The 13,287-nt window shown below is 66.2% G+C and carries 7 protein-coding genes; 3 read left to right on the forward strand and 4 right to left on the reverse strand.

Features of this window, described 5'->3' with window-relative positions:
• Positions 1–52 precede the first annotated feature (52 nt).
• Both rpoC and rpoB read right to left on the reverse strand, forming a co-directional pair.
• Positions 53–4,249 (reverse strand): DNA-directed RNA polymerase subunit beta', encoded by a 4,197-nt coding sequence (gene rpoC / locus ACW18C_RS10345; protein WP_492070780.1) that lies wholly within the window; start codon positions 4,247–4,249, stop codon positions 53–55.
• A gap of 133 nt (positions 4,250–4,382) precedes the next feature.
• Positions 4,383–8,498, reverse strand: coding sequence for a DNA-directed RNA polymerase subunit beta (gene rpoB / locus ACW18C_RS10350; RefSeq protein WP_492070781.1), 4,116 nt, complete (start codon positions 8,496–8,498; stop codon positions 4,383–4,385).
• Between the two features lie 384 nt (positions 8,499–8,882).
• On the opposite strand from rpoB, the gene ACW18C_RS10355 reads away from it, so the two are divergent.
• The 3 genes from ACW18C_RS10355 (at position 8,883) to ACW18C_RS10365 (ending at position 12,247) form a co-directional block, all read left to right on the forward strand.
• Positions 8,883–9,719: an alpha/beta hydrolase gene (locus ACW18C_RS10355; protein ID WP_492070783.1), complete on the forward strand. Its 837-nt coding sequence runs from the start codon at positions 8,883–8,885 to the stop codon at positions 9,717–9,719.
• Positions 9,720–9,913: 194 nt separating this feature from the next.
• Positions 9,914–10,468, forward strand: a complete 555-nt coding sequence (locus tag ACW18C_RS10360) for an FKBP-type peptidyl-prolyl cis-trans isomerase (RefSeq protein WP_492070785.1) — start codon at positions 9,914–9,916, stop codon at positions 10,466–10,468.
• Positions 10,469–10,483: 15 nt separating this feature from the next.
• A complete protein-coding gene (locus ACW18C_RS10365) occupies positions 10,484–12,247 on the forward strand; it encodes a patatin-like phospholipase family protein (protein WP_492070787.1) in 1,764 nt (587 codons plus the stop codon).
• Here the strand turns inward: ACW18C_RS10365 and ACW18C_RS10370 are convergent.
• Together ACW18C_RS10370 and ACW18C_RS10375 are read right to left on the reverse strand one after the other, a co-directional pair.
• A complete protein-coding gene (locus tag ACW18C_RS10370) occupies positions 12,213–12,905 on the reverse strand; it encodes an LrgB family protein (RefSeq protein WP_008258778.1) in 693 nt (230 codons plus the stop codon). The two genes, ACW18C_RS10365 and ACW18C_RS10370, sit on opposite strands and share 35 nt — an antisense overlap.
• A complete protein-coding gene (locus ACW18C_RS10375; protein ID WP_035310803.1) occupies positions 12,902–13,285 on the reverse strand; it encodes a CidA/LrgA family protein in 384 nt (127 codons plus the stop codon). Before ACW18C_RS10375 ends, ACW18C_RS10370 begins: the two co-directional genes overlap by 4 nt.
• Positions 13,286–13,287 lie beyond the last annotated feature (2 nt).

A 13,287-nucleotide genomic window follows, 5' to 3' on the forward strand; every position in this document is an offset into this window, starting at 1 on the left:
GGCGCCGTCGCCGGCGCCGCCCTCTTCATTTCATCACATCCGAACCCGGAGATCAGCCATCGCTGCTCTCCAGCTCCAGTTGCAGATCGGCCGGCAGCGGCTCGATCGCGTCTTCGCGGGCTTGCGTCAGCTCTGCATCGCGATCGTTGGCGATCTTTTGCAGGGCCCGCAGATAGGCGCCCGTACCGGCCGGGATCAGGCGGCCGACGATGACGTTTTCCTTCAGGCCTTCCAGCATGTCCTTCTTGCCGTGGACCGAGGCGTCGGTGAGGACGCGAGTGGTCTCCTGGAAGGACGCCGCCGAGATGAAGCTGCGGGTCTGCAGCGACGCCTTGGTGATGCCCAGCAGGACGGGCTGGGTGGTGGCCTGGCGGCCGCCGCGCTTCTCGACCTTCAGGTTTTCCAGAACGGCTTCGGCCACTTCGACGGTGTCGCCGCGGATCAGGGTGGTTTCACCCGAATCCAGGACTTCGACCTTCTGCAGCATCTGACGCACGATGACTTCGATGTGCTTGTCGTTGATCGGCACGCCCTGCAGTCGGTAGACCTCCTGCACTTCGTTCACCAGATACTCGGCCAGCGCCTCGACGCCCTGGATGCGCAGCAGATCGTGCGGATCCGGGTTGCCGTCGATGATGTAGTCGCCCTTCTGGATCAGATCGCCGTCGTGGACGGAGATGTGCTTGCCCTTCGGGATCAGGAACTCGACCGGTTCGCCCTGCACGCCGTCGGCGTTGACTTCCGGCGTGATCTTGATGCGGCGCTTGTTCTTGTAGTCGCGACCGAATTCGACGCGACCATCCATCTCGGCGATGACCGCGCAGTCCTTGGGACGGCGGGCTTCGAACAGTTCGGCGACGCGCGGCAGACCGCCGGTGATGTCGCGGGTCTTGGCGCCTTCGGTCGGGACGCGGGCGATGATCTCGCCCGGCTTGACCTCGTCGCCGTTCGACACGGACAGAACCGCGCCCACGGGCAGCAGGTAACGGGCGTCAGAGCCCGAGGCCAGCTTGGCGTAGGCGTCGCCCAGGGTGACGCCCATGGCCGGACGCAGGTCCGAACCACGCGGGCTGGCGCGCCAGTCGCTGACGACGCGCTGGGCGATGCCCGTCGCTTCGTCGGTTTCTTCCTTGACCGACAGGCCTTCGACCAGATCCTCGAAGCGGATCAGGCCGCCGACTTCCGTCAGGATCGGCGTGGTGTAGGGGTCCCACTCGGCCAGACGTTGGTTCTTCTTGACCTCGCTGCCTTCCTTGACCCGGATCCGGGCGCCGTAAGGCGCCTTGTGGGTCTCGCGATCCTTGCCGTCCACGACCACGGTCACGATGACGTTGCGGCTCATCGCCACCAGGTCGCCGTGGGCGGCGGTAACGGTCGGGCCGGTGATCTTGGCCACGCCGGCGTTGGTCGCCTCCATGAAGGAGGTTTCCGCCACCTGAGCCGTACCGCCGATGTGGAAGGTCCGCATCGTCAGCTGGGTGCCCGGCTCGCCGATCGACTGGGCGGCGATGACGCCGACCGCTTCGCCGATGTTGACGTTGGTGCCGCGCGCCAGGTCACGCCCGTAGCAGTGGGCGCAGATGCCGGCTTCCGCCTCGCAGGTCAGGGCCGAACGGACCTTGACCGACTGAACGCCGGCGGCGTCCACGGCCTCGACCACTTCTTCCACCAGATAGGTGTCGGCGGGGAACAGGACCGTATCCGTGCCCGGCTCCTTGATGTCCTCGGCCGCATAGCGACCCAGGATGCGGGCGCCCAGCGAGACCAGAACGTCGCCGCCTTCCATGACCGCGCGCAGGGTGATGCCGCGCGTCGAGCCGCAGTCGTCTTCGGTGACGATCGAGTCCTGCGCCACGTCCACCAGACGACGGGTCAGATAACCCGAGTTGGCGGTCTTCAGCGCGGTGTCGGCCAGACCCTTACGGGCGCCGTGGGTGGAGTTGAAGTATTCAAGGACGGTCAGGCCTTCCTTGAAGTTCGAGGTGATCGGCGTCTCGATGATCTCGCCGGAGGGCTTGGCCATCAGGCCGCGCATGCCGCCCAGTTGCTTCATCTGCGCCTGCGAACCCCGGGCGCCGGAGTTGGCCATCATGAAGACCGAGTTGATGTCGGGGTTTTCACCCTCGATCAGCACGCGCGGCTGCGCGATCTCGCCCATCATGGCGTCGGCGATCCGGTCCGTGGCCTTGGCCCAGGCGTCGACGACCTTGTTGTACTTCTCGCCGCGCGTGATCAGGCCGTCGGCGTACTGTTGCTCGTACTCCTCGACCTGGGTGCGGGTTTCGGCGACCAGTTCGGCCTTCTTCGCCGGGATCACGATGTCGTCCTTGCCGAACGAAATGCCGGCCTTGGCGGCTTCGCGGAAGCCCAGGCCCATCATCTGGTCGGCGAAGATGACCGTCGCCTTCTGACCGCAGTGGCGATAGACCACGTCGATCAGATTGCCGATTTCCTTCTTGGTCAGGTTCTTCTCGAGCAGGCGATAGCCGACGTTCGGGTTGCGCGGCAGCAGGGCGCCCAGCTTCATCCGGCCCGGCGTGGTGTCGATGACCTTGGTCACCTCCTTGCCTTCGGCGTCCTGTTCCGTCCAGCGCGCCTTGATGCGGCTGTGCAGGGTCACGACCTTGGCGTCCAGCGCCGCGTCGATCTCGCCCATATTGGCGAACAGCTTGCCTTCACCCGGCTCGCCGTCCTTGACCAGCGACAGGTAGTACAGACCCAGGACGATGTCCTGCGACGGCACGATGATCGGCTTGCCGTTGGCGGGCGACAGGATGTTGTTGGTCGACATCATCAGGACGCGCGCTTCCAGCTGGGCCTCGAGGCTCAGCGGGACGTGCACGGCCATCTGGTCGCCGTCGAAGTCGGCGTTGAACGCCGTACAGACCAGCGGGTGCAGGCGGATGGCCTTGCCCTCGATCAGCTTGGGTTCGAACGCCTGGATGCCCAGACGGTGAAGCGTCGGCGCGCGGTTCAGCAGCACCGGGTGTTCGCGGATGACCTCGTCCAGGATGTCCCAGACGGCGGGCTGTTCGCGCTCGACCATGCGCTTGGACTGTTTGACGGTGCCCGACAGGCCCTTGGCGTCAAGGCGCGCGTAGATGAACGGCTTGAACAGCTCCAGCGCCATCTTCTTGGGCAGGCCGCACTCATGCAGCTTCAGTTCCGGTCCCACGGTGATGACCGAACGGCCCGAATAGTCGACGCGCTTGCCCAGAAGGTTCTGACGGAAGCGGCCCTGCTTGCCCTTCAGCATGTCGGCCAGCGACTTCAGCGGACGCTTGTTGGCGCCCGTGATGACGCGACCGCGACGGCCGTTGTCGAACAGCGCATCGACGGACTCTTGCAGCATCCGCTTTTCGTTACGGATGATGATGTCCGGCGCCCGCAGCTCCATCAGGCGCTTCAGGCGGTTGTTCCGGTTGATGACGCGGCGATACAGGTCGTTCAGGTCGGAGGTCGCGAAACGACCGCCGTCCAGCGGCACCAGCGGACGCAGTTCCGGCGGGATGACCGGCACGATAGTCAGGATCATCCACTCGGGCTTGTTGCCCGATTCCAGGAAGGCCTCGATCAGCTTCAGGCGCTTGGACGCCTTCTTGGCCTTCATTTCCGACGGGCTGTCCGCCAGCTCGCCGCGGTGCTTTTCAGCCTCGGCGTGCAGGTCGATGCCCATCAGCAGGTTGCGGACGGCCTCGGCGCCGATCTCGGCGGTGAAGCCGTCATCGCCGAATTCTTCCTGATAGCGATAGAACTCGTCTTCCGTCAGCAGCTGGTTCTGCTTCAGCGGGGTCAGGCCCGGCTCGGTGACGATGTAGTTCTCAAAATACAGGACGCGTTCCACGTCCTTCAGCGCCATGTCCAGCATCAGCGAGATGCGCGACGGCAGCGACTTCAGGAACCAGATGTGGGCGACCGGGGCGGCCAGGTCGATGTGACCCATGCGCTCACGGCGAACGCGGGCCAGCGTGACTTCGACGCCGCACTTCTCGCAGATGATGCCCTTGTACTTCATGCGCTTGTACTTGCCACACAGGCATTCGTAGTCCTTGGTCGGGCCAAAGATACGGGCGCAGAACAGGCCGTCACGCTCGGGCTTGAACGTGCGGTAGTTGATGGTTTCCGGCTTCTTGATCTCGCCGAACGACCACGAGCGGATCTTCTCCGGCGAGGCCAGGGCGATCTTGATCTGGTCGAAGGTCGGGGTGACCGGGACCGGGTTGAAGATGTTCAGGACTTCCTGGTTCATCTTGGTTCCTTGCTGCGGCTAGAGCCGCGAAAATAGAGAAGAGTGGAGAGTGGCGAGTGGTTAGTGGCGAGTGAGGCCCGAGCGGCGGCGGCGATTTCTCGCCACTCGCCACTCGTCACTCGCCACTTCAAACTCAGCTGTTCTCCAGCTCCACGTTCAGACCCAGCGAACGCATTTCCTTGATGAGCACGTTGAAGCTCTCGGGAATGCCGGCCTCGAAGCTGTCGTCGCCGCGGACGATGGCCTCGTAGACCTTGGTCCGGCCGGCCACGTCGTCGGACTTCACCGTCAGCATCTCTTGCAGGGTGTAGGCGGCGCCGTAAGCTTCCAGAGCCCAGACCTCCATTTCCCCGAAGCGCTGACCGCCGAACTGCGCCTTACCGCCCAGCGGCTGCTGGGTGACGAGCGAGTACGGGCCGATGGAGCGGGCGTGGATCTTGTCGTCGACCAGGTGGTGCAGCTTCAGCATATAGATGTAGCCGACCGTGACCGGACGCTTGAACTGCTCACCGGTCTGACCGTCGTACAGGATCGACTGGGCCGACTTGTTCAGCCCCGCCTCTTCCAGCAGGCGTTCGATGTCGCCGATGTGCGCACCGTCGAAGACCGGGGTCGCGAAGGGCACGCCCTTGGACAGGTTCTTCGCCAGTTCGATCAGTTCTTCCTCATCCTGCGGCAGCGGGGTTTCCGGGCCGTAGATATGCGTCAGACGATCGATCAGGGCCTGCTTCTGACCACCCTGCTGCCAGGCTTCCAGCAGACCGGAGATCTGCTTGCCCAGGCCGGCGGCGGCCCAACCCAGGTGGGTTTCGAAGATCTGGCCGATGTTCATGCGCGAAGGCACGCCCAGCGGGTTCAGAACGACGTCAACGTGGGTGCCGTCTTCCAGGTGCGGCATGTCCTCGATCGGCAGGATCTTGGAGATGACGCCCTTGTTGCCGTGACGGCCGGCCATCTTGTCGCCGGGCTGAAGCTTGCGCTTCACGGCCACGAAGACCTTGACCATCTTCATCACGCCGGGGGGCAGTTCGTCGCCGCGTTGCAGCTTCTCGACCTTGTCTTCGAAACGACGGTCCAGTTGCTTACGCGCATCCTCGAACTGGCGCTTCATCGCCTCCAGCTCGCCCATGGCCTTCTCGTCGTCCAGGGCGATCTGCCACCACAGACCACGGCTGACCTCGGCCAGCTTCTCTTCGGTCAGTTCGCCGCGACCGATGCCCTTCGGGCCCGAGACGGCGTTCTTGCCCAGGATCAGCGGCTTCAGGCGGCCATAGACGTTGCGCTCAAGGATCTTGAGCTCATCGTCGCGGTCCTTGCCCAGGCGTTCGATCTCGGCGCGTTCGATCGCCATGGCGCGCTCGTCCTTGTCGACGCCGTGACGGTTAAAGACGCGAACGTCAACGATCGTGCCGGCGACGCCGGGCGGCAGGCGCAGGGAGGTGTCGCGCACGTCCGAAGCCTTCTCGCCGAAGATGGCGCGCAGCAGCTTCTCTTCCGGGGTCATCGGGCTTTCGCCCTTCGGCGTCACCTTGCCGACCAGGATATCGCCCGGCTGGACTTCGGCGCCGATGGCCACGATGCCGGCTTCGTCGAGGTTGCGCAGGGCTTCCTCGCCGACGTTGGGGATGTCGCGGGTGATTTCTTCCGGGCCCAACTTCGTATCACGCGCCATCACTTCGAATTCCTCGAGGTGGATGGAGGTGAAGACGTCGTCGCGCACGATGCGCTCCGAGATCAGGATGGAGTCTTCGAAGTTGTAGCCGTTCCAGGGCATGAAGGCGACCAGGGCGTTGCGGCCCAGGGCCAGTTCGCCCAGGTCCGTCGAGGGACCATCGGCGATGACGTCGCCGGCCTTGACCTGGTCGCCCACGCGCACGATCGGGCGCTGGTTGATGCAGGTCGACTGGTTGGAACGCTGGAACTTCGACAGGCGATAGATGTCGACGCCCGAACGGGCGGCGTCCACGTCGCCGGTGGCGCGCACGACGATCCGGGTGCCGTCGATCTGTTCGACGACGCCTTCACGACGGGCGACCACGACGGCGCCGGAGTCCACGGCCACGACCGCTTCCATGCCGGTGCCGACCAGCGGCGCGTCCGACTGCACCAGAGGCACGGCCTGACGTTGCATGTTCGCGCCCATCAGGGCCCGGTTGGCGTCATCGTTTTCCAGGAAGGGGATCAGGGCGGCGGCGACCGAAACGACCTGTTTCGGCGACACGTCCATCATGTCCACGGCGTCGCGGTTCAGCAGCTGGGATTCGCCGTTGATCCGGCCGGGGACCAGGTCCTCGACGATGACGCCGTTCTTCAGTTCGATGTTGGCCTGAGCGATCGTGTATTTCGACTCTTCCATGGCCGAGATGTAGACCACCTCGTTCTGGGCCACGCCGTCCTTCACGCGACGGTACGGGCTCTCGATGAAGCCGTACTTGTTGACGCGCGCGTGGGTGGCCAGCGAGTTGATCAGGCCGATGTTCGGGCCTTCCGGCGTTTCGATCGGGCAGATGCGGCCGTAGTGGGTCGGGTGCACGTCGCGGACTTCGAAGCCCGCGCGCTCACGCGTCAGACCGCCCGGGCCAAGCGCCGAAAGGCGACGCTTGTGGGTGATTTCCGACAGCGGGTTCGTCTGGTCCATGAACTGCGACAGCTGCGACGAACCGAAGAACTCGCGAACCGCAGCGGCGGCCGGCTTGGCGTTGATCAGGTCGTGCGGCATGACCGTGTCGATATCGACCGAGGACATGCGCTCCTTGATGGCGCGCTCCATCCGCAGCAGGCCGACGCGGTACTGGTTCTCCAGCAGCTCGCCGACCGAACGAACCCGGCGGTTGCCCAGGTTGTCGATGTCGTCGATCTCGCCGCGGCCGTCCTTCAGGCCGACCAGGATCTGCAGCACCTTCAGCACGTCGTCCTTGCGCAGGACGCGGATCTCGTCGGAAACCTCGGGGGTCTCCAGGCGCATGTTCATCTTGACCCGGCCGACGGCCGACAGGTCGTAGCGCTCGCTGTCGAAGAACAGCGAGTTGAACATGTTGTCGGCGGCTTCCGGGGTGGGCGGCTCGCCCGGACGCATCACGCGATAGACGTCGAACAGGGCGTCCTCACGGGTGTCGTTCTTGTCGATGCGCAGGGTGTTGCGCATGTAGGCGCCGACCGTGACGTGGTCGATGTCCAGCACTTCGATGGTGGTGAAGCCGTTTTGCTCCAGCACTTCGATGGTCGGGGCGTCCAGCTCGTCGCCGGCCTCGGCGAAGATCTCGCCGGTTTCGAAGTTGACGGCGTCATTGGCCAGATACTTGGTGACCAGAGCGTCGGCGGCCAGCGACAGCGAGGTCGTGGTGTCGCCCAGCTTCTTGGCGGCGCGGGCGCTGATCTTCTGGCCGGCCTGGGCGATCACTTCGCCGGTGTCGGCGTCGACCAGGTCGAACTCCGGCTTCACACCGCGCCAGCGTTCGGCCTTGTACGGCGTGACCCAGCCCTCGCCGCGCTTCTCGTAGGGCACGGTCTCGTAGAAGGTCTTCAGGATTTCTTCGCCGTCCATGCCCAGACCCATCAGGAAGGTCGTGGCCGGCAGCTTGCGGCGGCGGTCGATGCGGACATAGACCACATCCTTGGCGTCGAACTCGAAGTCCAGCCACGAACCGCGGTACGGGATCACGCGGGCGGCGAACAGCAGCTTGCCCGAGCTGTGCGTCTTGCCCTTGTCGTGGTCGAAGAAGACGCCCGGCGAACGGTGCATCTGCGAGACGATCACGCGCTCGGTGCCGTTGACGATGAAGGTGCCCTTGTCCGTCATGAGCGGGATGTCGCCCATATAGACGTCCTGCTCCTTGATGTCCTTGACCGAACGGGCTCCCGTTTCCTCGTCGGTTTCGAACACGATCAGGCGCAGCTTGACCTTCAGCGGCGCGGCATAGGTCATGTCGCGCTGGATGCATTCTTCAACGTCGTACTTCGGATCCTCGAACTCGTACGAGACGTATTCCAGAATGGCGCGTTCGTTGAAGTCCTTGATCGGGAACACCGACTTGAAGACCGCCTCGATGCCCTGCTCCTTGCGCTGGCCCGGACGGACCTCGCGTTGCAGGAACTGTTCGTAGGAAGCGCGCTGGACCTCGATCAGGTTCGGCATCGCGACCGCTTCGGGGATGCGCCCGAAGGATTTGCGGATGCGCTTCTTGCCGGTGAACGAAGTGGCGGAAGCGATCTGACCGTTGATGGCGAGATCGTGGGCGACGTCAGTCATTCAGTGTTTCCCATGGCGCGCAATCCGGGGAAATCGCGCGTGAAATGCAGCAGCCACGGCGCGCGTTTTTAAGCGTCCGCAGCCAGGTTTTCGGCGTCCACCCTCGGCCCGCTGCCGGGCCAGGACGCCTGAAATGTACCGGCTCCCTGGGGAAGGAGCCGCGCCTTCGCTCCGGTCGGAGGGCGACGGACCGGGCCTCGGCGCTTGCGCGCAGACTCTTTAGGAGTGTTGCGGAACGCGGACATATACTCGCTTCCACGGCGAAATAAAGACCTGGGTCGCAGTTTTTCGGGAACCAGACGACGGCATGGAGAAACCGGCGCCTACGCACCCGGTTGACAACCCCGGCGACCGCCGCATGATCGTTCCAGGGGAGAGCGAAACATGCACCGACGCCTTACGATCCTGGCCGCCGCCGTTCTGCTGTCCGGCTGCCTGTCGATGAACGTCCCGGAGGACGCCTTCTTCTATCCCGACACCCGGCTGGCCGCCGAAAAGATCACCCTGCCCGCCGATATCCCTATGGATTTTGAGGCCGACGTCCTCAGCCTTCCCTACTCGGGCGGAGCCGTGGGCGTCACCCGCGTTCGGACCGGTCGCGCCGGCGCGCCCCTGATCCTGTTCTGCGGCGGCAATCTCTTTCGGCGCAGCGCCGGCGCGGGCAGGACCGCCGCCAAGCTGGCGCCGTTCGGCGAGCCCCTGATGTTCGACTATCCCGGCTATGGCGACACGGCGGGCCAGGCTGACTACGCGACCTTCATGGCCGCCGGCACGGCCGTCGCCGACGCCGCCCGCGCCCAGGCCGACGCCGAGGGCCGCAAGCTGATCGCCTGGGGCCATTCCCTGGGCGGCCCCGTCTGCGCCCAGGCCGCGCAATATATGCACGCCGACGCCCTGGTCTTGGAGACGACGACCCCCAGCACCCGCGCCGCCGTCGACACCATGGTCGGCTGGGCGCGCCCCTTCGTACGGATCCACATCGCCCCCAATCTGAACAGCATCGACATCCCGGCCGCGCTTCAGGGCTACCCCGGCAAGGTGGTGGTGCTGGAGGCGGGCCGCGACGACACCCTGCCCGCGTCGCTCAGTCGCCGCCTGGCCCGAGAACTCGAAGCCGAAGGCGTCAAGGTCGAACACCTCAGCTTCCCTCAGGCCGGCCACAACGACGTCGGCGAACAGCCCGACTTCCAGACCAGGGTCGCGGCGGCGCTGGGCCTGTGAACCCTCTCCCGCCGGGAGAGGGCTTGAGCGCACGAGAGCGTCAGCGATCGTCCTTAACGCGAAAGGGTGAGGGGCAAGATGGTGCGAGCTGGCCCACCGGCGCTCCCTCATCCGGCCCTTCGGGCCACCTTCTCCCAACGGGAGAAGGGAAAATCCCTCTGCCGCACAGCGTGACACCCTGCTAGCGTCGCCTTATGACTCGCATCGCCCTACCCCTGCTCGCCGCCCTCTCGCTCGCCGCCTGCGCCACGCGCGGCGAGCCCGTCACCTATGCCGAGACCGCCTCGGCCGCCGCCCGCGCCGCCGCCGAGGTGGAGGGCCAGTCCTCGCTGACGCCGCAACAGGCCTGGGACGCGGGCAACACCGCCTATCTGGCCTGGAACGGCGCCCGGCGCGGCTGGACCACGACCGAAAGCGGCCTGCAGTACCGTCGCGTCGGCAAGGCTCATCCCGAAGGCGCCCAGCCGTCGGCGACCGACACGGTCAAGGTCCACTATCGCGGCACCTTCATCGACGGACGCGAGTTCGACAGCTCCTACGCCCGCAACGCGCCGGCCGAGTTCCCGCTGAACCGCGTCATCAAGGGCTGGACCGAGGGCGTCGCCCTGATGCGGGTCGGCGAGATCTATGAGTTCGTCATCCCCGCCTCGCTCGGCTACGGCGGCCGCTGGGTCGGCGGCGACGAACTGCCGCCCAACTCGACACTGCGCTTCTCGGTCGAACTTCTGGACGTGAAGCCGGCGGCCTGATCGGACAATCCCCCCATGGCTCCGCTTCGTTCCGACACCCTGGCCTCGGCCCTGTCGCGCATCTTCGAGGGGCCGATGATCGATCGGGCCAGTTGGTTCGCCCTGACCGGCGGCGAGCGGCTGTTCACGGCGGGGGATCCGTCAGACACCCTGTATCTGGTCCGTTCGGGCCGTCTGGGCGTCTTCCACAGCGAACCGGATCAGCCCGTCCATCTGCTCGGCGTCGTGCGTCCCGGCGAGCCGGTCGGTGAAATGGCCATGCTGGCGGGGACGCCGCACACCGCCGACGTCGTGGCCCTGCGTGACACCGAAATCCTGGCCCTGCCGCGCGAAGCCTTCTTCGAGGCCGCCCGGACCGAGCCGGACCTGATGGTCGAACTGTCGCGGCTGATGATCCACCGCGCCCGCGAGCGGGCGGGCGGCGCGGCCGAACCCAGCGTCTTCGGCTTCGTCTCGGCCCGCCCCCGTCCGATCCGCGCCTTCGTCGAACGGATCGCCGCCGCGATCCAGGCCATGGGCTTCACCTGCCGGGTCATCGACCAGTCGGCCCTGACCTCGGCCGCCGAATGGTTCAGCCGGGTCGAGGACGGCCACGACTATGTCCTCTATGTCGCCGAACAGGGCCAGCCGGCCTGGGCCGAACTGTGCGCCCGCCAAGTGGACCGGCTGTTCATCGTCGGCAGCGGCCTCCTGGCGCCGCCCGCCGACCTGCCCCGCCGGATGGGCTTCGGCGACGGCCGGCGTCTTACCGACCTGATCCTGCTGCGCGATCCACGCATGAACCAGCCGGCCAACACCCGGGTCTGGCTGAACGTGCTCCAGCCCGACCGCTGGTTCCATTGCGTCTCGGGCGTGGCGGCCGACACCGAGCGGATGGCCCGCGTCATCACCGGCACGGCCGTGGGTCTGGTTCTTTCAGGGGGCGGCGCACGGGCCTATTGCCACATGGGGGCGATCAAGGCGCTGGAAGAGGCCAGGGTGCCCATCGACTTCGTGGGCGGCGCCTCCATGGGGGCGGTCGTGGCCGCCGGCCCCGCCCTGGGCTGGTCGTTCGCGCGGCTGGACTACGAGATCCGCCGCGCCTTCGTCGAGTCCGATCCCCTGTCCGACCTGGCCTTTCCCATCATCGCCATGTCCCGCGCCCGCAAGGTGGCGGGCCTGCTGGAGCGGGCCTATGGCGACATAGATCTGGCCGATCTGGCCCTGCCCTTCTTCGCCGTTTCGTCCAACCTGACCTCGGGTCGCATTGAGGTCCATCGCACCGGCCTGATGCGCCGGGCCATGCGCGCCTCCATCGCCATTCCCGGCGTCCTGCCGCCCGTGGTCATGGACGGCCAGGTGCTGGTCGACGGGGCGGTGCTGAAGAACTTCCCCACCAGCGTGATGCGTCAGCTGAACAGCGGCCCCATCATCGGCGTGGACATGTCCCAGACCCGCGGCGTCGATCCGGCCGCGCTGGAAAATCCGCCCTCCTGGTGGAAATGGGCGCTGTCGGGGGCCTGGAAGTCCGGCCCGCCCATCGTCTCCATCCTGATGCGCTCGGCGACCATCACCACCGACGCGGAGATGGATCAGTCGCGCGCCGCCGCCGACGTCCTGATCCTGCCCAAGATCGGCGGAACCGACATCCGCGACTGGAAAGCCTATGACGAACCGGTCGCCGCGGGATACGAGGCGACCAAGGCGGCGCTGGCGGACCTGCCCTGCCCGGTGGGGCGCATCCGCAATCGCCCCGGCTCAGGGGCTATAGCAGCAGGGCCAGAACCGACAGGAGCGTAGCTGTCGCCACGGCGTTCAAGGCCATGCCCAGGCTGGCGAACGCGCCCGCCGTCGCATCGACCTGAAACGCGCGCGCCGCGCCAAATCCGTGGGCCGAGACCCCGATCGCCAGACCGCGTGCGCGGAAATCCCGGATTTTCAGAGCATTGAACAAGGGGGTCGCCGTCATGGCTCCGATCACCCCGGCGATCAGCACAATGACCGCCGCCAAGGCCGGAACCCCGCCCAGTTGCTGGGCGACGGCCATCGCCACCGGGGTCGTCGTCGCCCGCGGCGCGATCGACGCCAGGATTTCACGCGGCGCACCGAACAAGGTCAGAACACCCACCGCGCTGACCACCGCCGTCGTCGCTCCCGCCGCCAGCGCCAGGCTGATCGGAACAGCCAGCCGCCGGATCAGCGCCCGCTGCGCCCAAACCGGAACCGCCAGGCCCACGACCGCCGGTCCCAGCAGGAAGCTCAGCGCCTCAGTCGCGCTCCTGTAGGTGGCGTAGCCGGTGCGGGTGATCAGCAACAGACCGATCAGAACCGGCGTCGCCAGTAGAACCGGATGGCAGAGCGGATGCCTTTCGCTGCGACGCGACAACTGGTCGGCGCCCTCGAACACCACCAGCGTAACCGCCAGCCAGAACAGCGGCGTGGTCATCAAGGCGTTCACGACATCGCCTCCCCGCCCTCTTTGTCCCCTGCGTCTCCAGGCCCAAACCGCGTGACCGCCCACCGGAACACCAGCGCAGTCACCACCATCGTCAGAAGCGTCGAAACCGCGGTGGCCGCCAGAATACCGATCCCGTAGCGGGACAAGGGCTCGCCCTCGTCAATCAGTCCGACCGCCGCTGGCACGAACATGATCGACAGGTGCGCCGTCAGCCACGCCGTCACCGCCTTCAGAGTGGGCCGCTCGCGCGGGACCAGCGCCAGCCAGCCCAGCAGTAGAACCAGACCGATAACGGACCCCGGAAGCGGCAGACCCGTCACCCTGTGGATCACCTCGCCCATCAACTGGCAGGTCATCAGAAGGGCTATGGCGGCGAGCATGG

This window comes from Brevundimonas sp. FV1ye7S, assembly GCF_058680995.1.